21 protein-coding genes and 1 pseudogene are annotated in these 22,326 nt (G+C 68.2%); 4 read left to right on the forward strand and 18 right to left on the reverse strand.

Features of this window, described 5'->3' with window-relative positions; translation table 11 throughout:
• The first annotated feature begins 38 nt into the window (after positions 1-38).
• Positions 39-1,550 (forward strand): adenylate/guanylate cyclase domain-containing protein, encoded by a 1,512-nt coding sequence (locus RJ03_RS20945; RefSeq protein ID WP_036505058.1) that lies wholly within the window; start codon positions 39-41, stop codon positions 1,548-1,550.
• 33 nt (positions 1,551-1,583) lie between these two features.
• Here the strand turns inward: RJ03_RS20945 and RJ03_RS20950 are convergent, their stop codons facing one another.
• Both RJ03_RS20950 and RJ03_RS20955 read right to left on the reverse strand, forming a co-directional pair.
• Entirely contained in the window at positions 1,584-3,662 is a 2,079-nt protein-coding gene (locus tag RJ03_RS20950) for a thioredoxin domain-containing protein (RefSeq protein WP_036505060.1), read from the reverse strand.
• An 89-nt stretch (positions 3,663-3,751) separates the two neighbouring features.
• The gene (locus RJ03_RS20955) at positions 3,752-4,048 is read right to left on the reverse strand and encodes a gas vesicle protein K (protein WP_036505061.1); all 297 of its coding nucleotides are present in this window, start codon (positions 4,046-4,048) and stop codon (positions 3,752-3,754) included.
• A 224-nt stretch (positions 4,049-4,272) separates the two neighbouring features.
• Here RJ03_RS20955 and RJ03_RS20960 point away from each other — a divergent pair, with 224 nt between their 5' ends.
• Positions 4,273-5,475, forward strand: coding sequence for an IS110 family RNA-guided transposase (locus tag RJ03_RS20960; protein WP_218000987.1), 1,203 nt, complete (start codon positions 4,273-4,275; stop codon positions 5,473-5,475).
• Positions 5,476-5,514: 39 nt separating this feature from the next.
• Here RJ03_RS20960 and RJ03_RS20965 read toward each other — a convergent pair whose 3' ends face one another.
• The 14 genes from RJ03_RS20965 to mca all read right to left on the reverse strand — a co-directional run bounded on the left by RJ03_RS20965 (position 5,515) and on the right by mca (position 19,363).
• A complete protein-coding gene (locus tag RJ03_RS20965) occupies positions 5,515-5,769 on the reverse strand; it encodes a gas vesicle protein (RefSeq protein ID WP_373281719.1) in 255 nt (84 codons plus the stop codon).
• A complete protein-coding gene (locus tag RJ03_RS20970; RefSeq protein ID WP_036505080.1) occupies positions 5,766-6,554 on the reverse strand; it encodes a GvpL/GvpF family gas vesicle protein in 789 nt (262 codons plus the stop codon). Before RJ03_RS20970 ends, RJ03_RS20965 begins: the two co-directional genes overlap by 4 nt.
• Positions 6,544-6,945 (reverse strand): gas vesicle protein, encoded by a 402-nt coding sequence (locus tag RJ03_RS20975; RefSeq protein WP_036505063.1) that lies wholly within the window; start codon positions 6,943-6,945, stop codon positions 6,544-6,546. The genes RJ03_RS20970 and RJ03_RS20975 overlap by 11 nt, the downstream gene beginning before the upstream one ends.
• Positions 6,945-7,265: a gas vesicle protein GvpO gene (locus tag RJ03_RS20980; protein WP_232329468.1), complete on the reverse strand. Its 321-nt coding sequence runs from the start codon at positions 7,263-7,265 to the stop codon at positions 6,945-6,947. Before RJ03_RS20980 ends, RJ03_RS20975 begins: the two co-directional genes overlap by 1 nt.
• Positions 7,266-7,293: 28 nt before the next feature.
• The gene (locus tag RJ03_RS20985) at positions 7,294-7,521 is read right to left on the reverse strand and encodes a gas vesicle protein GvpG (RefSeq protein ID WP_036505064.1); all 228 of its coding nucleotides are present in this window, start codon (positions 7,519-7,521) and stop codon (positions 7,294-7,296) included.
• Between the two features lie 3 nt (positions 7,522-7,524).
• Complete coding sequence (locus tag RJ03_RS20990) at positions 7,525-8,286, reverse strand: GvpL/GvpF family gas vesicle protein (protein WP_051024974.1); 762 nt, start codon at positions 8,284-8,286, stop codon at positions 7,525-7,527.
• Positions 8,286-8,705 (reverse strand): gas vesicle protein GvpJ, encoded by a 420-nt coding sequence (gene gvpJ, locus RJ03_RS20995; protein WP_036505066.1) that lies wholly within the window; start codon positions 8,703-8,705, stop codon positions 8,286-8,288. Before gvpJ ends, RJ03_RS20990 begins: the two co-directional genes overlap by 1 nt.
• The gene (locus RJ03_RS21000) at positions 8,702-9,799 is read right to left on the reverse strand and encodes an SRPBCC family protein (protein WP_051024981.1); all 1,098 of its coding nucleotides are present in this window, start codon (positions 9,797-9,799) and stop codon (positions 8,702-8,704) included. Before RJ03_RS21000 ends, gvpJ begins: the two co-directional genes overlap by 4 nt.
• A 5-nt stretch (positions 9,800-9,804) precedes the next feature.
• Positions 9,805-10,452 (reverse strand): hypothetical protein, encoded by a 648-nt coding sequence (locus tag RJ03_RS21005; RefSeq protein ID WP_036505069.1) that lies wholly within the window; start codon positions 10,450-10,452, stop codon positions 9,805-9,807.
• Between the two features lie 171 nt (positions 10,453-10,623).
• Positions 10,624-10,935 (reverse strand): hypothetical protein, encoded by a 312-nt coding sequence (locus RJ03_RS21010; protein WP_036505071.1) that lies wholly within the window; start codon positions 10,933-10,935, stop codon positions 10,624-10,626.
• Between the two features lie 332 nt (positions 10,936-11,267).
• Complete coding sequence (locus RJ03_RS21015) at positions 11,268-12,179, reverse strand: alpha/beta hydrolase (protein ID WP_063820416.1); 912 nt, start codon at positions 12,177-12,179, stop codon at positions 11,268-11,270.
• A 109-nt stretch (positions 12,180-12,288) separates the two neighbouring features.
• Entirely contained in the window at positions 12,289-17,742 is a 5,454-nt protein-coding gene (locus RJ03_RS21020; protein ID WP_036505075.1) for an ATP-binding protein, read from the reverse strand.
• A gap of 323 nt (positions 17,743-18,065) precedes the next feature.
• Positions 18,066-18,431 (reverse strand): hypothetical protein, encoded by a 366-nt coding sequence (locus tag RJ03_RS21025; protein WP_063820417.1) that lies wholly within the window; start codon positions 18,429-18,431, stop codon positions 18,066-18,068.
• A complete protein-coding gene (gene mca / locus RJ03_RS21030) occupies positions 18,431-19,363 on the reverse strand; it encodes a mycothiol conjugate amidase Mca (RefSeq protein WP_036505085.1) in 933 nt (310 codons plus the stop codon). The genes RJ03_RS21025 and mca overlap by 1 nt, the downstream gene beginning before the upstream one ends.
• A 184-nt stretch (positions 19,364-19,547) precedes the next feature.
• Here mca and RJ03_RS21035 point away from each other — a divergent pair, with 184 nt between their 5' ends.
• Together RJ03_RS21035 and greA are read left to right on the forward strand one after the other, a co-directional pair.
• A complete protein-coding gene (locus RJ03_RS21035) occupies positions 19,548-20,045 on the forward strand; it encodes a DUF4307 domain-containing protein (protein WP_036505077.1) in 498 nt (165 codons plus the stop codon).
• A gap of 276 nt (positions 20,046-20,321) precedes the next feature.
• Positions 20,322-20,816 carry a transcription elongation factor GreA gene (greA, locus tag RJ03_RS21040; protein ID WP_030518168.1) on the forward strand — a complete coding sequence of 165 codons (495 nt, stop codon included), beginning with the start codon at positions 20,322-20,324 and terminating at the stop codon, positions 20,814-20,816.
• A 187-nt stretch (positions 20,817-21,003) separates the two neighbouring features.
• On the opposite strand, the gene RJ03_RS21045 is transcribed toward greA, so the two are convergent.
• Both RJ03_RS21045 and RJ03_RS39205 read right to left on the reverse strand, forming a co-directional pair.
• On the reverse strand, positions 21,004-22,152 hold the full coding sequence (locus tag RJ03_RS21045; protein ID WP_036505078.1) for a cystathionine gamma-synthase: 1,149 nt from the start codon (positions 22,150-22,152) through the stop codon (positions 21,004-21,006).
• Positions 22,153-22,255: 103 nt separating this feature from the next.
• Positions 22,256-22,326, reverse strand: a pseudogene (locus RJ03_RS39205) (transglycosylase SLT domain-containing protein); the annotation flags it as partial.

Below are 22,326 nucleotides of genomic sequence, written 5' to 3' on the forward strand. Positions count from 1 at the left end.
GAAACCGGTAACACCGAACCACACCACTGCCAGGGGCTATGACCAGTCGACTCGTGCTCTGGGCCCTGCGTGCGCGCTGGGGCCTTTCGACGGTGGTGATGGTATGCAACCTCGGCGGCCTCGCGGTCATCGTCGTCGAATTGTGGCTGAGCGGATTTCTCGGCAACCTCGGCGAGGACTGGCTCGGCGCGGTCGCCCAGACCGCGATCTACCCGGTGATCGGCGCACTGGCCGGCATCGTGCTGGCGGTGCGCGACCGGGTGTACTACTTCAGCTGGATCGACCAGACCCGCCGGCCCACCCGGCCCGAAGCCGAGCGGCTGCTGAAACTGCCCATCGCGATCACCGTCCGGGCGCTGGCCATCTGGATACCGGGCGTCGCGATCGCCACGGCACTGTTCGCCCAGGTGGTGCCCACCCGGGCCCTGTGGGCGATCGGCGCGATGTTCTTCCTGGGCGGGCTGGAGTCGGCGGGCTTCACCTTCCTGGTGGTGGACCGGCTCATCCGGCCGACGATTCCGGTGATCGCGCGGGTGCTAGGCGGTACCTCGCACTGGAGTGCCACCGTGCTCAACCGGCTGGTCATCTCCTGGGCGGTGGCCGGGGCGATGCCGCTGCTGATGCTGATCACCGTCCTCGGCGATCCGGTCGCCGACGCCACCGACCGGGTGCGGACCGCGCTGTACATGTCGCTGGTCGGCCTACTGGTCGGGGCGCTGACCACCGCCACCCTGGCCCGATCGGTGGCGGCGCCGCTCGGGACGCTGCGGCGCGCGCTGGACCGGATCGCGCGCGGCGAACTGTCCGCGCGGGTGCCGATCACCAGCGCCAGTGAGATCGGGCGCCTGGAACTGTCGGTGAACGAGCTGGCCGAGAATCTGTCCGAACGCGAACGCATGCGGGATGTCTTCGGCCGCCACGTCGGCAACGAGGTGGCCGAACGCGCGCTGGCCGGTGGTCTCGACCTGACCGGCGACGTGCGGGTGGTGACCGCGCTGTTCGTCGATGTGACCGGGTCGGTGGAGATGTCCACCGAACTCGCGCCGCGGGAATTCGTCGACCAGCTGAACCGGTTGCTGGCCGTGGTCGTCTCGGCGACCGAGGACAACGGCGGGCTGGTCAACAAATTCGAGGGCGACGCGGCACTGTGCATCTTCGGCGCGCCGATCGCCCTGGGCGACAACGCGACTCCCGCTCTCCGCGCCGCCCGGCGCATCCGCGACGAGGTGGCCCTCGGTGGTGAATTCGATATCGGCATCGGGCTGGCACGCGGCAGCGTCTTCGCCGGAGATGTGGGTACCGACACCCGGCTGGAATTCACCGTGATCGGCGACGCCGTGAACGAGGCCTCCCGGCTCACCACCGAGGCCAAGGAGGTCCCCCGCCGGATCCTGGCCAGCCAGGCAGTGATCGACGCGGCGACCGAATCCGAACGTTCGCGCTGGGTGCTCTACGACAAGATCCAGCTGCGGGGCCGGCGGGAGCCGACGGCGTGCTGGACCGATCGCAAGCCGGTGGGGTTGGGCGCGACCGCTCCGGTCGAGGAGTGAGGGCGGCTCTCGGCAGCGACCATCGCGGTGACGTCAGGAGCCGACGAGCGCGGAGCGCACCTCTCGCGGTTCGGATACCGGTAGGTCGCATACGCTCCCGTGGCAGACGTAGGCCGCAGGGGCGCCGCCCCGGGCGGGACGGTCGGTGAGCAATGGGACCGAATCGGATTGCCCCGCAACGACCACCGCACCTCCGGGAGCGAAACGGCGTGCGGTGCGCAGCAATTCGGCCGTCGCCGCGGTGTCGGACGATTGCGAGATCGCGATCTGGATCGGCCCGGCCAGTGCCGCCTCGGCGACGCTGAGCCACTGCCCGCCGGAGCGTGGCGCGCGGGCCAGGACGATGGCGCCGGCATTCAAGGTGGCATCGGCCAGCGTGCGGTAGCGGGCCGCGCGGTCCGGGGCGCTCAGGGCAGAGGCGGTGAGCAGGGTTTCGGCGAAGGTGGAGGCCCCGGCCGGGGTCGCCCCGTCGAGCGGATCACGCGGCCGGGCGACGAGTTGCTCGGCATCGGCGGCCGTGTCGAACCAGCTGCCGGGTTGCGCCGGATCCTCGAAAAGGGTTGCGGCGGTATCGATCAGCTGCTGCGCGTGTTCGAGCCAGGACAGTTCCCCGGTGGCCTGGTGCAGGGCCAGCAGTCCGGTCGCCAGCCACGCGTAGTCCTCGAGCACACCGGGCGCGTTACCGGTCGTGCCGCCCAGTGAGGCCCGCACCAGACGGCCGTCGACGAGATGCCGGTCCAAAAGGTACCGCGCGCATCGGGCCGCGGCGTCGATCCATTCCGGCCGGTCGTGGGCGGCGCCGGCCTCGGCGAGGGCGGTGATCGCGATGCCGTTCCAGGCGGTGACCACCTTGTCGTCGCGCTCGGGTTGCGGCCGCCGGTCCCGCACCGCGCGCAGCCGCTGCCGGATGTCGTCGAAGCGGCGGGCGTCGGCGGGGTCCGCCCCCAGACCGGTGCCCGGGTCGGTGTATCGGGTGAGCACGGAGGTCCCGTGTTCGAACGTACCCTCTGCCGTCACACCGAATTTCGCTGCGGCCCAAGGGCCGTCCTCGGGCCCCAGTGCGTCCGTGAGCTGCTGGGGCGTCCACACGTAGGTGGCACCTTCGATACCGGGCGCACCCGGTTCCACGTGGGTGTCGGCGTCGAAGGCCGAGGCGAACCCGCCCTCGGCGGTCAGCAGATCGGTGAGCAGGAAGGCAGCGGTCTCCTCGGTGATCCGTTGCGGCAGTGGGTCACCCGCATCCGGAGCGCCGCTCGCCTCCAGCCGCGCCAGATGCGCGTAGGCACGCAGCAGTTGCGCATTGTCGTAGAGCATCTTCTCGAAATGCGGGACCACCCACGCGGCATCGACCGAGTAACGGGCGAACCCGCCGCGCAGCTGATCGTAGATACCCCCGCGGGCCATGGCGGCGCAGGTCAGCGAAACCGCCTGTCGCGCAGCATCTTCCCCGGTGCGCTCGTAATGGCGCAGCAGCCCCTCCAACAGCGCCGACGGCGGGAACTTCGGCGCCCCGCCGAAGCCGGCGTAGCGCTCGTCGACATCGCGCAGCACCGTCGCGACCGCATGCGCGAGCAGTTCCGGCGTGACGGTCAACTCGCTCGCGGGCAGTCCGGCCCCCTGGTCCCGCAGCGCCTGCGCCACCTGACCGGCGGCCTGGTCGACCTCGTCGCGGCGATTGGTCCAGGTGTCGGTGACCGCGGTCAGCAGCTGAGTGAACGACGGCATACCGCCGCGCGGTGACTTCGGATAGTAGGTGCCGCAGTAGAACGGCTCCCCGGCCGGCGTGAGGAAACACGTCATCGGCCAGCCACCCTGCCCGGTCATCGCGACGGTCGCGGACATGTACACCGCGTCGATATCGGGCCGCTCCTCACGATCGACCTTCACACAGACGAAATTCGCGTTCATCAGCTCGGCGGTGGCCGGATCGGCGAACGATTCGTGGGCCATCACATGACACCAGTGACACGAGGCGTAACCGACCGACAACAGGATCGGCACGTCCCGCGCTCGCGCCTCCTCGAGCGCCTCGACACCCCATTCCCGCCAGTCGACCGGGTTGTCGGCATGCTGGCGCAGGTAGGGCGATGTCGCGTCGGCCAAGCGGTTCATGGCTCCACCCTCCCACAGGACCGACACACAGCGACACCCGTCGACTGGGCAGCCGAGCCGCACGGCCGCGCGCGATATTCCTCGACGCTCTACTCGGGCGGGGGCAGTAGTGGTCCGAGGGGGCCGAGGTCGATGTTGAGGTCTTCCGGGGTGAGGCCGAAGTGTTCGCGGAGTTCCTCCATGCGTTGTTCGAGCAGCATCAGGGTGGTTCCGATGCGCTCGACCTGGGTGTCGGTGAGGTCGCCGGCGTCGACGCGGCGCAGTGCCTGGCGCTCCATCAGCTGGCGCAGCAGCTCCACCAGGGTGAGCACGAGGGTGACCAGGCCGCGCTCGACGGATTCCGGGTCGGTGTCGATACGCGGTGGGATACCGCCGAATTCAGTCATCCCTACCTTCTTTCTCGGGTAGCTCGGGCCAGTCGTAGGGTCCTGGTGCCCAGGGGTGCAGGGTGTGGCTTTCAGTCATCTGCAGTAGTTGTGGCTTCCAACCGATTGGCCGCCCGGCACCTCCTCGACGACTCGGCTGCTGATTGAGAATTGCGAACCAGTCGCTGTGTAGGGATGTGACAGCGAGGCCGTCGGTGGTGCAACAGCTTTGGTGAACGAGGGAGATAACGTTGGAACGTGCGTGGGCCGGAGTCGATATCGGCAAGCAGCATCATCATGCGGTGGTGGTCAACGCGGACGGTAACCGGCTGCTGTCGCGGCGAGTCAAGAACGATGAGCAGGCCCTGCTCAAGCTGATCGGCCAGGTTGCCGGCCTGGGCAACAGGGTGGACTGGGCTGTGGACATCGCCACTGGCGAGTCGGCGCTGCTGCTGGCCCTGCTCGCCGCCCACGACCAGACGGTTTTCTACATCAGCGGCACCCAGGTCAACCGCGCCGCCGACGGTTATCGCGGCGCGGGGAAAACCGACGCCAAGGACGCGGCGGTCATCGCCGACCAGGTCCGTGTCCGCCGCGACCTGACACCGATGCGCATCGACGACGAACTCATCACGGAGTTGCGGATGCTCACCGCCCGCAGGAAAGACCTCGCCGCGGACCGGATCCGTCTGGTTAACCGGCTTCACCAGCAACTGCTGGCGATCAGCCCGGCCCTCGAGCACGCCCTGAACCTGACCAACAAGGGTCCGTTGGTGCTGCTCACCGGCTACCAGACCCTCGAAGCGTTGCGCCAAGCCGGCGTCAGCGCGGTCGAGACCTGGCTGCGCTCGCGGAAGGTCAAAGACGCTACTGCCCTGGCGATCAGGGCCGTCACCGCCGCGCAGACCCAGCACACCAGCCTGCCGGGGCACCGGTTGGCCGCTGAGCTGGTCGCCGAGATGGCCGAGGGGGTGATCGCCCTCGACGAACAGCTCAAACACACCGACAACCTCATCGAGGGTCGATTTCGCCGCCATCCTCGTGCCGAGATCCTGCTGAGTATGCCCGGCATCGGGGTGCTGCTCGGGGCTGAATTCCTCGCCGCCACCGGCGGCGACATCACCGTGTTCGCCTCCGCGGATCATCTGGCTGGATACGGCGGCGTCGCACCGGCGCCGCGCGACTCCGGACGCGTCAGCGGCAACCTTCACCGGCCACACCGCTACAACCGCGGACTCCAGCGCGTGTTCTACACTTCCGCGCTGATCAGCGTCCAACATCACCAACGATCGCGAATCTTCTACGACCGCAAAAGATCCGAGGGCAAGCGCCACAACCAGGCCGTCCTCGCCCTGGCTCGCCGCCGTGTGAACGTCTTGTGGGCATTGTTGCGCGACGACCGCTGCTACACCCCCACCCCTCCCGAACCAACCGCTACCGCCGCGTGACACCGGGCCACTCCTCATGATCTTGAAGGATTGACATCCTCATTGAGAATCGGCGTGCTTGTCGGGTGATGCGGACAAGGCCGGCGGAAACAGGGTGCTGATCGAGGAGATGAGGGCGCGCAGGGAGATCTGCACCAGATCCACATCGGCGATGGCGAGTCTGATGTCGCCGGTGATGATCACACCGCCTGCCAGCACCCGGTCCAGGAGGTCCACCAGCGCGATACGCCGCTCGGTGTCGACGCCGCGATCGGGCGGTGACGTGCCGGCGCGCGTCATGTCGGCCCGAGTCATGTCGGCTCGCGTTGCACGCCCGCGAACGAATACGGCGGCCACGGACCGGTGAGTTCGAGCCGGATGCCGGGGAATTCGGCGCCGAGCGCGGTGACGGTCGCCGTGAAGTCCTCGGTCCGGTCGTCGTCGACGAGGTAGGTGCCGTTGAGCACCATCCAGTCGCGCCGGCCGCTCACCGCCGGATCGGTCAGCGGCTGGCATCGTCCGGCCGCGGCCCGGCGCAGCAACCGCTCGTGCACCTGCGCCGCCCGCTCGGCCGCATCGCGTTCGACGGTTTCCTGCGCGGACAATTGCGCGCGCCGCCGGGCCAGATAGGCCGCGCCCGGCGTCATCGCGCCGGCGTCGGCCTTCGCCTCGGCCACGGCGGCGGTGAGGGTGGCGCGGTCACCGTACGCGCGCACTCCCCACTCGGTGCGCCCGCTCACCAATTCCAGCGCGGCGGCGAAATCCGCTCGCCTTTCGTCGAGCAACTCCCGCACCCGGTCGTCGTCGCGGAAGACGGTGGCCAGCCGCAGCGGCACGGCCGGACCTCGGCGCACCACCGCCGAGACCACCGCGTCGTGGGCCCGCGCCGTCGCCTCCAGCCAGTCCAGATCCTCGAAGTTCCGGCGCAGCGGCTCCTCGCCGAACACGTCCAGCGGCACCGAGCCGACGACCGCGGTGAGATCGCCCGAAACAACGGTGCGCACCGACTCTCCCGCGACTCCGGCCGGCCCGTCGGGCTCGACCGCGTCGTCGCGAGACGCCGCCACGGCGTACAACCAGACCGCCCGATCACCGGTCACGGCCGGTCCTTCGCGGCTCGCGGGCACGTTCGATGGGCTCCGGGCGTTCGGCGGCCGCTTCCAATTGGGCGATTCGCTCGCGAAGTTCCCGATTCTCGAGTTCCAGGTCGTTGTCCTGCTTCTCCAGCGTGTGCGCCTTGCTGTTGAGCCAGGGATCGGTCTCCCACCAGTCGATGCCCACCGACTTGGCCGTCTCCAACGAGGCGATCACCAACCGCAGCTTGATGGTGAGCAGTTCGATGTCGAGAAGATTGACCTGGATATCGCCCGCGATCACCAGACCCTTGTCGAGGACTCGTTCCAGGATGTCGGCGAGGTTGGTCGAGTGCCCGCCGCCACCCCCACCGCCGAAGGGCTGCGGCGCGTACGACTCACCTCCGACTACCGTCATCACCGCCCCCTCGGGGCGATGTCGGTGCTACCGCGGTGGTAGCGCCCGGTTCTGCGGTAGGCCAGCAGATTCTCGTCGAAATCGATCTCCACCTGATAGGTCGCCATGATGTCCGCCGACGAGGGGATACGGCGATCCTCGAGCACCTCGATCTCCACCAGCCAGCCGTCGTCGGTCGGCTCCACGCTCGTGACGCCCTGGAGCTGGTTCGATGTCAGTTCCGCGAGGCATTCGAGCGCGACCCCGGCGGCCTGCGCCGCGGTCAGGGGCGGTTGTTCGTCCGATGTCTGGGCATCGTCGGGGATGGTGTCGCGGGCCACGGGAGTCACTTCTTCCGGTCGGTCGGACCTACCTCGGACCGGTCATCCGATTCAGGATCTCTTGCTGCGCTTGCGCGGCCTCCTCCGCGGATATCTCACCGGCGGCCGCGGCACGGTCGATGTCCTCGAGCTCGCGCCGCAACCGCACGGGATCGTGCATTTGCTGTTCGACCTGCTCCTGGATCAATTCACTCAGCCAGATCACGCCACGAACCGGCGCGGCGGGGAGCAGGAGTATCGATGAGATCAGGCCCATGCCTCACCCCTCCGGTGCCCGCTTCGTCACGAAGTCGTAGGCCGCCATCGGTCCGAGCAGACTCAACTCGACCCGGCCGTCCCATTCCGACATGAGCCGGCGCAGCAACTCCTCCAGTTCGTCCTGCCGGGCCGTTTCGACCAATGCCGCTACGTGAACGGCATCCTCTTCGTGGGTGGGGTCGCGCAGATTGACCATCGCGTCGAGTTTCTCGAGTTCGGAAGCCACCTTGCGGGTGTCCTCGGCACGCTTCGTCTCGATGGCCTGATTGATCATCTCGCCCAGCATGATTCGCTCGTTGCGGGTCGCGTCCTCCGATTTCCCGCGGATCTCGTCTCGCAGGCGGGCGGCGTCGGCATTCTCGTCGAGCAGTTCGCGCAGAATCGCATCCTCGACATAACGCCCTCTGATGACGAACTGCACCCGTCCCTCGAGTTCCACCAGTGCCGCGTGGAATTCGTCCTCGTTCGCCTCGAGCAGTTCATTTTCCACCGCATCGGCATCGGTCATAACCGCGCCGAACCGCAGCGGCAGCACGGGAGCCACCGCCGCGGACCCGTCGAGAAGTTTCTCGTGGGCGGTGAGGTCCTGGGGTGTGCCCAGGGGGCGATCGGAGGCGAGCGGACTGACCAGCGCGGCGATGTCGCCGTGCCGCACGACCGTGACTTCACCCGGTGGATCGCCGACTCCGGTGGCGTGCGGCTGCGGCTCCACGTCGGCGGGCACGATGCCGTAGACGTATACGGCTGTTGTCTCGGCGGCCATCACCGCTCCTCCCGCTTGGAGGGCCGGTGCACCGTCTGCCGCTTCTCCTGCACATCGCCGAGGAAGTCCGCGACCTTCTTGCCCGCCGCGTCGAGTGCGCCCTTCGTCTTGTGCTCGGCCGCGCCTTCGGTGACCTCGCCGACGATGTCGGTGATCCCCTTCGGCTCACTGGTCGAGATCTCGAGCCGGTTCACCGCTTCGGCGAATCGCAGATATGTGTCGACACTGGCGACCACGACGCGCGCGTCGATGGTCACCAATTCGATGCCCACCAGCGACACCCGGGCGAACGCGTCGATCACCAGGCCTTTGTCGAGGATGGTGTCGATTACATCGGCCAGGCTGGACGAGTTCGGCCGGGCCATGGTGCCGGCTCCGCCTCCGCCTCCGCCGCCGCCTCCCGCGGGTTCGATCGTCATCTTCTTGTTCCTCCGCTCACACGTGGGCGGCGAGTGACCGAGCTCTTGCGGGCGGCCGTTCGGCGGCGAGGCGGCTCCGATTCTTCCTCCTCGTCGGAATCGCGCTGATCCTCGTCCTGCTCGTCGTCCTCGTCTTCCTCGTTTTCTTCTGCCTCATCCGGTTCTTCGTCGTCGAACGCTTCCTCGTCGGCGTCGCCCTCGTCGTGCTCTTCCTCGTCGGTGTCTTCCTCGTCGTGGTCTTCCTCCGCGGCGTTCTCTTCCTCTTCGCGCTGTCGCGCCGTCTCGTCGTCCTCCACGACCTTGCCGTCGCGGATTTCGCCGTGCCAGCCGACGATGTCGTCACCGTGCAGGACCGCATCGGTCATGACATGGCGCTGAAAGTGCTTGAGCTCCAACCGGCATCGGCGACCGGCGGCACGCCACATATTGGCGGTCTTCTCGAACACGCCCTGCGGGTGATACTCGAGCACCACCAGAATCCGCGTGAGGTTCGGGGTGAGCTCGTAGAAGCCGACAGCTCCGTCGATATAGCCCTTGGCGCCCTTGGAACGCCACACGATTCGCTCGAACGGAATCTGCTCGATGATCGTCGACTCCCACGTTCGCCTCGACCAGAACACCTTGCCGGTCCAGCTGAGTTTCTCGTCGGAGACCTGCTCGACCTGCTCGAGCTTCTTGGTGAATTTCGGGAAGTCGGCGAATTGCGTCCACTGGTCGTAGGCCAGATCGATCGGCACACCGACATCGATCTCCTCGACGATATTGGTCAGCTTGAGCTTCTTTCCCCCGCCGCCTTTGCCACCACCCGCGGTCAGCGAATTCTTGATCGATTCGAACGTCTGCCCGGCCGAGTGCTTGAGTTTGCTCATACCTCCGCTCATGACGGCCTGCAGTGGGGAACCGCCGCCGGCCAGCTTGTCGACGCCGGTCACCGCCGCGATCAGATTTCCTTCGCCACCCGCGTAGTCGTTCAACCGGCCGGCGGTCTTCGAGACCCGGTTCGAGAGCCCTTGCACCGCGCGTTCGGCCAGCGTCCCCGCGAGGTTCTGCACCGACTGTTGGAGCGGGCCGGCCGCCTGAGCCGTTTTCGCCATCGCACTCACCTCCTCGTGCGGCGCACGGGCGGTTCGTCGGAATCGGAACCGCTACGGCGTCGGCTGACCGAAACAGGTTTGCGTTCCGCGGATTTGCGAGCCGTAGTCCCGGAGGTGGATTTGCGAGCCGTAGTCCCGGAGGTCGTCTTCCGCGCGCGTTTGGATGCGGGCTTGCGTGCCCGCGGGGCGGCCGGCTTCCGGTCTTCCTCCTCCTCTTCGCCGGAATCGACGTCCTCGAGATCGTCGTCGGAGGACGCCGCGCCCGCGCTCCGGACGTCCTCGTCCTCGTCCTCGTCCTCCGGCTCCGCGTCCGATGCTCGGTCGCTGTCCTTGCCCGCCAACAAGTCGCCGGTCAGTAGGGACGAGCCCTGCTGCAGCCTGGTGTTGAGCGAGTCGAGCTGGTTGCTCGCGGCAGTCACCGCGGCGGATCGTGCCGCGCCCAGCAATTCGTCGCGAACGGTATCGGTGAGTTGGGTCAGGTCCGCCGACGATTTGAGCAGCGAGGTCCCCCGCTCCAGCAACTCACCGGGAATATCCGACGAACGTTTCGCCATCATCGCCCCCGCCACCCCCAGCGCGAACCGCATCTTGCGTGTTCGGCCCAGCAAATAACCTATGCCCACCCCTACAGCAATGCTTGTGCCACCTTTCATGGCCTTCTCCTCGTTTGCTCGACACGCCTGCACGGCCGCACTGCCGCGGGATGGGTCGAGCGATGAGACCCCGATGTTTGGAGTAAGCCACGTCACAGATGGCCTTATATCAGCGTATACCCAGCTATCCCCGCTGTCGGCCATTAGCCGGAGGGACTTCCGGCATATCGATCAGTGCAGTCGACGGGTACGCCGACGTGGGCGCAGCACTCGCACCGCCCGCCGCCAACCGCGCGGTGTAACGACGAATCGCACCGGCCCGTCGAATCGGTCCGTCGGGTCGAACCCGGACGCAGGGGTACGGGCACGGCGGGCGGCCTCGTAGCGAGCCAGCCCCTCCTGGAACGCGACCGGGTCACCGCCGACGTCGGGGTGCTGGGTGCGCACGAACCGGCGGTAGGCCGCGCGGTCGGCGGCCGACCATCCGGCGCGCGCCGTCGGCGTCCGCGCCTCCCGGATCGGTTCGGGATCTCTGCTCGCCATCCCCTCCAGTATCACCACATCTATCGCGCCGAAACCGTGACCGTACGCACTGTCCGAAATGGGTACTCGGTGGCAATGGACGACAGCGCGCAGATTCGACCGGTACCGATGCGGCGGCGGCCCTGGTTCGCGGATCTGGAAGAAGCCGAACGACGTGGCGCCCACGGTAATGCCGGGCTCGGCTATTTCGACTGCGATTGCGAGATCTGCCACCGGCGGTTCCGGCCGGCTGCGGTCTGAAATCCATTGAGCGGGTTGCGGGTTCGAGTCCCACCCAGATGATCATCAGCCGGTAGCCCGCCGTTGACCGACCCGGGCGGGATCCGTGCGGTTCAGGCGCCTATCCCCCCGGCCAGCACGGGCCAGGAATCGTGGAGATCGGCCTCGAACAGTCCCCAGGTGTGGGAACCTTCGGGCCGGTCCACGTACACCGCCGGAACGCCGAGTTGTCCGAGCCGCCCGGCGAACGCACCGGTGCACGCACTCGCGACAGCCTCCACCGGTGGGAACGGCAACCCTCGGTCGATACCGCCCGGGATGCCGGACGCCGCCGACAGGTAGATGGCCTTCCCGGCCAGCGCACCGGCCCGCGCGAACGCGTCGTGCGCGGGCCATGCCTCGGTGCCCGGCAGGCCCCACATATTGCCCGGATTACCGCCGCCCCGCACCACCTGCGCACTCACCATCGCTACCCCGGCCGGATCGTTCGACCACGGACACCCGCTGTAGGAGGCCACCGCGCCGAAGCGCTCCGGCGCCTGGATGGCGAGGTCCACGGCCGACGCCGCGCTCATCGACACCCCGGCGATCGCATTGCGGCCGGTGGTACCCAGCTGCGCGTCGACGACGTCGGGCAGTTCCCGGGTGAGGTAGCTCTGCCAGCGGTTGCGTCCCATCACCGGATCGTCGGCGATCCAGTCGGTGTACATACTGTTGGGTCCGCCGACCGGCATCACGACATTGACGTGCTTGTCGGCGAAGAACGCCCGCACATCGGTGTCGTCCCACCAGGAGATGTTGTCGACACCGCCGCCGATGCCGGTGAGCAGATACAGCGTGGGCGCCGGTCCGCCGCCGGCCGCGCGGATCACCCGATTCGTGATCACCCGGTCCATCGATGGCGAATACACGTCCATCTCGACCGCCGCCGGACCCAGCGGATGTTCGTCCACCACATGCGCCGCCGGGGCCGCCGCGGCCGAACTCGCCGCGAGAGCACCCCCGGCGACGACCGCACACACCATTGCGAGAACTCGCGTGATTACCGTCACGACAAGGGACTACCCCATCATGATCATCGCTAATGCGGCCGAACCCGTGACCGGCCGTGTTCGGCCGGTCACGGGCAGGGAATCAGCCGAGACGCGCCTCGATCGCCTCGATGATGCGCGGCCGCAGCTCCCGGGCGCTGATCACCGCGTCCACCGAGCCGACCTCGACGGCGCGGTGGATGTTGTGCACCCGGTCGAACTCGGCGGCGACCTCACCCAGCTTCTCGGCGCGCACCTGCGAGCGGACCTCGTCGAGTTCGGCGGACAGCTCCGCACGCTCGGTACCCGACGCGTTCGCGACCCGCGACTCCAGTTCGCGCACCCGCGAATCCGAGGCGGTGCGGGTGTTGACGTCCCCGGCGAACACCACGGCCGCCGCCGGAGCGCCACCGAGCACCGAGGCGAACGAACCCTCCAGCGCGAGCACGGTCATATTCGGGTTCAGCGCCTTCGAGAACACCACGAACGCACCGCCGTGGTAGCGCGAGATCACGCAGAACACGATGGGCCCGCGGAAGTTCACGATCGCGCGGCCGATTTCGGCACCGTATTCGAGCTGCAACTTGCGCATCGACTCCGGCGAGCCGTCGAAGCCGGACAGATTCGCCAGCACCACCAGCGGACGGTTGCCGCTGGCCGCGTTGATCGCGCGAGCCGCCTTCTTCGACGACCGCGGGAACAGGGTGCCCGCGGTGTAGGTGTCGGGTCCGTCGGTGGACGGGAAACCGCGCCGCGGCACACCCCGCGATTCGATGCCCAGCAGGCAGACCGGAATACCGCCCAGATGCGCGTCCTGGACGACGGCGGTCTCCGCGTCGGCCATACCCGCCCAGCGCTCCAGCACGGCGTGGTCCTGATCGGCCAGCGCCCGCATCACGGTGCGAATATCGAAGGGCTTCTTGCGATCCGGGTTCGCGGTCGCGGAGAAGATCTCGCCGACGGTCGTGAAATCGCTGTCGGGCACGGTGTGTGGGAAGGTGCACACATCGCGGTCGATCGGGTCGGTGGTCTGCGCGCGGCGCGGGCCCTGCTCCCCGGGGGCGATGTAGGTGTGGTCGTAGTGCGACATCAGCACATCGCGAGCCCCGGCCAGATTCGGCGCCCAGTACTGCGCCTGACCGTTCGGCCCCATCACGCGGTCGTAGCCGCCGATGCCGAAGTTGTCCTCGGCCGACACACCACCGGAGAAGTCCAGCGCCTGCTTACCGGTCAGCACCATCGCCGAATCCGGCGTCATCACCAGAATGCCCTTGGTGTGCATGAGCATCGTCGCCTCGGCGTTCCAGTACGGCTGCGCGCCGACGTTGATGCCGGAGGCCACGATGTTGATCTCGCCGCCGTCCTGGGTGAATTCGACGATGCGCTTGAGCGCCGCCGCCACCCAGTCCATGTTCTCCGTACCGGACTTCATCGAGATCCGGGCGCCGGAGGACAGCGCGTACCACTCCAGCGGCACCTGCATCTGCTCGGCCAGATCCAGCGCCGCGATCACCCGGCGGCATTCCGGCTCCGACAGCGCGCCCAGCGACTTGGTCGGATCGCCGAGCAGCACCACGCGGGTGATGCCATCGGGATGCCGGTCGGTCGGCGTGGTCACCACACCGGCGACCATCGCGGCGGTGTTGCGGCCCTTGGGCCGGTCGACCGGGACGAGGGCGTGCTCGGCGTCGAGGTCGTATTCGGCGAAAGTGCCGAGCAGACTTGTCAATTCGTACGGGTACACGGTGCCGCGACTGGCCGCCCGCAGCACCTTCTGGCGGTACTCGTCGAGCGGTTCGACCGGATCGTCGGTGCGCTCGCCGACGGTGACCTCGGTGCCGCCGGTGGCATCGAACCGGATGCGCACGACGATCTTGACCAGCTCACCGGTCTGCGCGTCGGGCTGACGGGCGATGAGCAGGATCTCCTCCAGCCCGGCGCCCGCGGTGGCCGGTTCCACGCGACCGACGATGGTGTCCAGTTCGGCCCGGGACACATCCAGCGGCGGCCAGATGTAGAGCACGATCCGGTTGGTGTGGAAGCGCTTGGCCGAGGGCCGCCGCGACTGTGCCCGGCGGATCGAGTCGACGCAGGTCGCGACCGTGCTCTCGGCGGTCGGCAGCGACAGCAGCCGGCCCTCGTGATCGCGCAGCGCGGTCAGGTCGCGGACCTGCGCGAAAGCGACCAGCCGCTCGTCGGCGGGGTTCTCCTTCGCGACACCCCGGAACAGGTAGACCTCCTCGTCGGAGGACGGCAGCCGGGTGAGATCGAATTTGCGCAGGCGGCGCATCTGCATCCGCTCGGCGATATAGGGGTGCAGACCGCGGATGAGCCGCTCCTCGGCCAGACCGGTCGCCGACGGGCGGAAGGTGAAGTGGTGGTGCATCACCGCGCCGTTGCTGCCCGCGACGGTGGCCGTGATCCGATTCACCTGGTTGGGCAGCGACCGGGCGCCGAGCACTTCCTGCAGGGCGGCGGCCATCGCGTCGAAGTCCTCCGGCTGGTTCTCCCAGCCGAGGTAGATGTCGGCCTCGATGGACGCGGCGCCACCGGCCAGTTCGGTGAGCCCGCTCAGCACCGTGTCGAGCGCGTCGAAACTGACGGCCGCAGAGACCAGATTCACACCGCGGCGTTCGGCGACCACGAAGGTGCAGCCGTCCACGTTCTGGGTGCGAACGTCGGTCAGGCCCTTGTTGCCGTAGTACCGCCGGGTCAGCACCTCGAGCATGACGGTGTTGTCCGGGTTGCCCCGCACCAGCCGCTGGGCCAGCAATCGCACCAGCGGTTCGGTGCTGCGCACCATTTCGGCGATGCGATCGGCGCGGTCCGCGGCATCCGGATGCGCGTCCAGATGGCTCAGATGCTTACGGACCGTGGTGTAGACGCGGGCGCGGTTGCGGCGCAGCAGCGGCTGGCCGTACCAGGCGTAGACCACGCCACGGGTGATGTCGGCGATCACCGGGAAGCGCACCTGGGTGGCGGCCACCAGCCGCTCCAGCGCCAGGCCCACCGGCTCCCGCAGCACCCGATCCGGCACCGGCTCGCCCAGCCATTCGCGCAGCAGCGTGGTGACGACGGTGACCGTGTCGGACGGGCGCTGCTGGGCGAGGAAGATCCGGAAGACCGCGGCCTCGAGGTCCGGGGTGCGTTCCAGGTCGGCGACGCCGTAGTGCGCCAGCGCCTTCGACAGCTTGGCCCGGTAGGACTCCGGCAGTCCGGCACGCTCGACGTCGAGGCTCTGCAGATAGGTGTGGAAGTACTCGCGGGCGCTGTGGACGTGGCCGTGGCCGGCGTCCTCACCCCAGAACTGGCTCAGCTCGGCGAGATCGGTGAAGACCTCGATCAGGTCCAGTTCCTCGGCGAGCGGGCGGCGGTTGTCCGCGATCGCGGCGCGGCGCGCGGCCATGTAGTCCGCCAGGACACGTCCGCCGTCGTGCGGGTCGACGTCGAAACCGAGCAGCAGCCCGCGCAGATCCTCCTGGCCGCGAACCGTGCGCTCCTGCGCCAGCACCTCGGTGGGCGCGGCGGGCAGATCCAGCTCGACCGATTCGACCGCGGCGGACTCGTCGGCCTGCTCGTCGTCGGCGATCGGTTCCAGCCGCAGCAGCGGCGCACCGGCCTCGACCTGCGAGCCGACCGAGACGCTGCATTCCTTGAGGCGCGCCTTGAACGGCGAGCGCAGCACGGTCTCCATCTTCATGGACTCGAGGACCAGGACGGGCGCACCCGCCTCGACCTCGTCGCCGACCTCGAGCGGCTTGGCGACGACCAGCGCGGGCGCCGGCGAGCGCACCACACCGCCCTCGTCACGGCTCACCCGATGCGTCACGCCGTCGACATCCACCACGTGGGTGGGGCCGTGCGTGCCGGTGACCAGCCGATACCGGGTGCCGTTGACCACGATCTGACCGGTGTGCCGGTCGAAGCGCTCCAGATCGACATCCGCGGTGACGACCTCACCGGCCGCCTCGATGCCGATCCGGAATCGGTGCGCACCGACCCGCGCGACCCGCAGGCGGTAGCTCGCGCCACGCAGCTTCAGATCCAGCGGACGGCCGCTCTCGTGCTGCACCTGCGGGCGGCCACCGGCGGCGGTGGACAGCAGCCGATGCCGCTCGGCCCGCTCCTCTTCCTCGTAGGCGTCGATGGCCGCGGCGGCCAGCGCGACCGCGGTGTGCCGCTGGGCCACCAGCCGGCCCTCGCCGCGCACGCGATCGATCCAGCCGGTGTCGGCGCTGGCGTCGATGACCTCGGGCTGGTCGAGCAGGTCCAGGACGAAACTCTTGTTGGTCGCGCCGCCCTCGATGATCACGCGGGTCTCGCCGACCGCACGGCGCAGCCGGCCCAGGGCCTCCTCGCGATCGCGGCCGTAGGCGATGATCTTGGCGATCATCGAGTCGAAGTCGGCGGGGATGGTGTCGCCCTCGCTGACACCGGTGTCGACGCGGATACCCGGTCCGGCCGGCAGATCGAGCAGGGCGATGCGGCCCGGCGCCGGAGCGAAGTCGCGGTCGGGATCCTCGGCGTTGAGGCGGGCCTCGATGGCGTGCCCGCGTTCGGCCGGCGGCTCACCCTCGAGCCGTCCGCCGGAGGCGACGTGCAACTGGGCACGGACCAGGTCGAACCCGGTGGTGTACTCGGTGATCGGGTGCTCGACCTGCAGGCGGGTGTTGACCTCCAGGAAGGCGAACAGCTCGTCGCCGGGGTGGTAGAGGAATTCGACGGTCGCCGCGCCGCGGTAACCGACCGCCACCGCGAGCCGCTCGGCCGAGGCCTTCAGATCGGCGACCTGCTCGGGCCGCAGCACCGGCGAGGCGGACTCCTCGATGACCTTCTGATTGCGCCGCTGCACCGAGCAGTCGCGCACGCCCAGCGCCCACGCGGTGCCCTGCCCGTCGGCGATCACCTGAACCTCGACGTGGCGAGCGCCGGTGACCAGCCGCTCCAGGAAGACGACACCGCTACCGAAGGCGCGGGCCGCTTCCTGGCTGGTGCGCTCGTAGGCGTCGACGAGTTCGGCTTCGTTGGTGATGACGCGGATACCGCGACCGCCACCACCGGCGGTCGCCTTCAGCATGAGCGGATAACCGATGTCACCGGCGGCCGCGACGGCGGCGTCCAGCGTCTCGACCGCACCGCGGCTCCAGGGCGCCACCGGCACCCCGACCTCCTCGGCGATCAGCTTCGCGCCGATCTTGTCGCCGAGTTTGCGCATGGCATCCGGGCTCGGACCGATGAACGTGATACCGATCTGCTCGCACAGTTCCGCGAAGGCGGGATCCTCGGCGACGAAACCCCAGCCGACCCAGGCAGCGTCGGCCTTGGTCGTCACCAGCGCCTTTTCCAGCGCCTTCAGATCCAGGTAGGGGCGGGCGGAGGCCGGTCCGAGGTCGTAGGCGATATCGGCCTCGCGCACGAACGTCGCGTTCCGGTCGACATCGGTGTACAGAGCGACGGTTTCGATCTGTCGCGCGGTCGCCGCGGCCAAATCTCGGACGGCGTGGATGAGGCGCATTGCGGCCTCACCCCGGTTCACGATGGCGATGCGGCTGAACACTCGCCGACTCCTTTCCACAGCGTAGGCCCGGTGCATGGGCAGAATTCGAGGTATCGCGGCTCCGCGTAGTGTGCACCTTTATTCCACGAATGTGTACGCCGTGCAGGGTTACCCGCACGTATCGTGTGGGATCCCATAGGAGTGGTCCGGCCGATTCCCGCCGAAGCGCGGTAACGAGACATGCGCGACAGATGGCCGGATCGTATGACCCGGACAACATCGAAGCAGATCAGAGCATCAATCGGAGGCGCTGCTCGAAGCCGTCGCCGCGCCCGGATTGCGATTGGGCGGCGAATCGGCGACGGCGCGGCGAATCAGCGGATTCAGGAAGCCTTACCGGAGGCCGGCGGCGGGGTGGACGGTCCCGAATCGCCGCGGCCTGATCCGTCGGCGGCGCCGTCGCGCGACTGCCGCGGCGCATCGCCGTCGCCCGCATCCTCACCTTCTCCGGCGACACCGTGTTCGGTGCCCTCGTCGGCCTCCTGGTCCGGTTCCGGATGTTCGCGGGAGAAATCGGCGGGCAGCCGCTTGATGTGCTTGTTCATCGAGCGGATCAACAGCACCGTGCCGGCCAGCAGCACGAGGATGATCACCAGACCCAGCGGCGAGGCCTTGCCGAATTCCGGACCGGTCGGGTTCGTGGTGGTGTTCTGAGCCAGCAGCGCGGTCTGCGCGAACAACGTCGACATCATCGAACCGTGCCCTCGACCGCCCGACCGGCGGCCATATCGTCGGCGGCCACATCTTCCGCGTCCGCATCTTCGGCGTCCCGGATTCCGGCGAACAGGTCGGTCTCCGGGATCGCGGTGCGCACCCGGGTCCTCGCCAGTTCGAATTCCTCCGTCGGCCACAACCGCTGCTGCATCTCCAGCGGGATGGCGAAGAACATGCCGTTGGGGTCGATCTGCGTGGCGTGGGCGCGCAGGGCCTCGTCACGCTGCGGGAAGTATTTGCCGCAGTCGATCTGGGTGGTGACCCGCGACATCACATCGCCGTGCTCCTGAGCGGCCTTGCGGATGCGTTCCATCCAGTCACGCATCGGGAACGGCTCATCGATCCGGTCGTACTCGTCGGCGAAGGTTTCGAGGCGCTGCAGGCTGAAGCCGTGGTTGTAGTAGAGCTTCAGCGGCGTCCACGGTTCACCCGCGTCGGGAAAGCGCTCGGGGTCGCCGGCCGCTTCGAAGGCCGCCATCGACACCTTGTGGCACATGATGTGATCCGGATGCGGATAGCCACCGTTCTCGTCGTAGGTGGTCATCACATGCGGCCGGAATTCGCGCACCACCCGCACCAGGGCCTCGGTGGCCTCCTCGAGCGGCACCAGCGCGAAGCTGCCCTCGGGCACCGGCGGCAGCGGATCTCCTTCGGGCAGACCGGAATCCACGAATCCGAGCCAGCGGTGCTGCACGCCCAGCGCCTTCGCCGCGGCCGCCATCTCCTCGCGGCGGACGTCGTCGATGCGGTCGAGAATGCCCGGCACATCCATCGCCGGGTTGAGGATGGAGCCGCGCTCACCACCGGTCAGGCTCACGACCAGCACGTCGTCACCCTCCGCGGCGTATTTCGCGGTGGTGGCGGCGCCCTTGCTCGACTCGTCGTCGGGGTGGGCGTGCACCGCCATGAGGCGCAGCGGCCGATCGAAGCTGCCGCTCACTTCTCGTTCACCTCGTTGCTCACCGTTTCACCTCATAGCCGTCCGCCGTGCCCGAGCGGCACGCGGGTGTCCGAACTGCATTCCCTATAGTTCCATCCGACGGTCTTTTGTTCCGACCTACCCCCTGATCGACCACGGGAGCAACCACATCATGAGCGAGGCGGCACCGCAGTCCGACCGGACCGATCCGGACGGGCGCACCGCAGACGCCGCCACCGGGGCGACGGGAGCGGGCAGCGATCGGGTGTCGAATCGTTACGGAACCGGTCCCGCGCGCAACCGCCGCTGGGTTCCGATCGCACTCGGCATCGTGGTGGTGATACTCGGGCTGATCGTCGCCTATGTGGGTTATCGGCAGTACGGCCCCAAGGATATCGAGCCCGACCAACTCGGCTACGACGTCGTCGACGATTCCACACTCACCGTGCACTTCAAGCTGACCCGCAAGAACCCGGAGCAGCCGGTGGTGTGCCTGGTCCGGGGCATGGACACCGCGGGCAGTGAGATCGGCCGCCGCGAGGTGCTGATCCCGGGCTCGGACAGCGGAACCGTCGAACTCACCACCACGGTGCGGACCACCGCCCGGCCCGCCAACGGCAATATCTACGGGTGCAGCGATCAGGTACCGGCCTATCTGAAGGCCGGCTGACACCCCCACATTCAAGCCTTCTACCTGCACATATCCAATTCGTGCTAGAATGGCGCGAACACGGTTCCGAACGCTCGGAGCCGTGTTTGCTGCATTGACGGCCAGCGCTGCCGGGTCCCGGGCACACAATGCCCGCGACACCGTCGGGGTTCGAGGAACATCCCCCCGGATCGCTCTAGCCGTCGACTGTTGCTGTGCGCGGACACCTGCTCGCGCACGTGCGACGGGTATCACGGACCCCGGCACGCCGGGAACAACTACTAGGGAGTGATCGAGATGACTGAGACGCAAGTGACCTGGCTCACACCGGAGTCGCATGAGAGGCTCAAGAGCGAACTCGACGCGCTCATTGCCAACCGTCCGGTCATCGCGGCCGAGATCAACGAACGCCGCGAAGAAGGCGACCTCAAGGAGAACGGCGGCTACCACGCCGCGCGCGAGGAGCAGGGTCAGCAGGAGGCCCGCATCCGTCAGCTGCAGGAGCTGCTGAACAACGCCAAGGTCGGCGTCGCGCCGACCAAATCCGGTGTGGCGCTGCCCGGCTCGGTGGTCAAGGTCTACTACGACGGCGACGAGACCGATACCGAAACCTTCCTGATCGCGACCCGCGAAGAGGGCCTGGGCCGGTCGGACCTGGAGACCTACTCGCCGAGCTCCCCGCTCGGCGGCGCCCTGATCGACGCGAAGGTCGGCGAGACGCGCGAATACCGCCTGCCCAACGGCAACATGATGAAGGTGACCCTGGTCAGCGCGGAGCCGTACCACAGCTGACGCGGGAAGGTGTCGTCGATGGACGCGAGCAGCAGCGGTGAGACCGCCGCGGTTGCGCTGCGCGCGCTCCTCGGCAGATCAGGCCGGGTGGGCAGCAGCCCGGCCGAACACCTGACATAGCTCCACCGTCACGAACGGCCGCACCGAATTCGGTGCGGCCGTTCGTGTTTCCGCTGGTTCCGCCGGGTCAGCCCAGCGCCCGCTCCACGTCGGCGAGCAGATCGCCGATGTCCTCGATACCGACCGAGAGCCGCACGAGATCCGCGGGCACCTCCAGTTCCGAGCCCTCGGTCGAGGCATGGGTCATCGCACCGGGATGTTCGATCAGCGATTCCACTCCACCGAGCGATTCGGCGAGCGTGAAGATCTTCGTCCGCGCGCAGAAATCGAGCGCGGCCTGCTTACCGCCGCGCAGCCGGACCGAGATCATGCCGCCGAAACGGCGCATCTGCTTCTGCGCCACGGGATTTCCGGGGTGTTCCGGCAGACCGGGATAGATCACCTGGGAAATGGCCGAGTGGTCGGCGAGGAATGCGGCGAGGGTCTCGGCGTTGTCGCAATGCCGATCCATCCGCAGCGCGAGGGTTTTGATGCCGCGCATGGTGAGGAAGGCGTCGGTGGGTCCGGGGACCGCGCCGGCGCCGTTCTGCAGGAAGGCGAAGGCCGCGTCGAGTTCGGCGTCGTCGGTGATCAGCGCGCCGCCGACCACGTCCGAGTGACCGCCCAGATATTTGGTGGTCGAATGCAGCACGATATCGGCGCCGAGCAGCAGCGGCTGCTGCAGGTACGGGGAGGCGAAGGTGTTGTCCACCACCAGTTTCGCGCCGCCGCCGTGCGCGACGTCGGCCAGCGCCGCGATATCGCCGACGTTCAGCAGCGGATTGGTCGGCGTCTCCAGCCACACCAGTTTGGTGTTGGGACGCAAGACGTTCGCGACCGCGTCCGGGTCCGACACCGGGGCCACCGAGTATTCGATTCCCCACTGCGTGAACACCTTGTCGATGAGCCGGAACGTCCCGCCGTAGGCGTCGTTCGGAATCACCAGGTGATCACCCGGGCGCAGCGTCGCCCGCAGCACACAGTCGGTGGCCGCCATCCCCGAGGAGAATGCCCGCCCGTAACTCCCGGATTCCAGCGCGGCCAGATTCGCTTCCAGCGCGGCGCGGGTCGGGTTACCGGTGCGGGCGTACTCGTAGCCGCCACGCATCCCGCCCACGCCGTCCTGGGCGAAGGTCGAACTCGCGTAGATCGGCACGTTCACCGCACCGGTCTGCGGGTCGGGATCGAACCCGGCGTGCACGGCTCGTGTGGAGAACCCCAGCTGATCGTCGGTCATGCGGACCAGCCTAGATCCGTGCCGTCGCGGCGCTCGAGCCGGGAACCCCCGGCCGTGGATCGATGTGAGCGGGGTCATGCCCGCGCGGAACGATCATCCCGGTTCAGTACGCGGAGTTGACGTTGTCCATCGAACCGTAGCGGTGCGCTGCGTAGTTGCAGGCGGCCACGATGT

It is taken from the genome of Nocardia aobensis NBRC 100429 (assembly GCF_000308375.1).
Classification (GTDB): Bacteria; Actinomycetota; Actinomycetes; order Mycobacteriales; family Mycobacteriaceae; genus Nocardia; species Nocardia aobensis.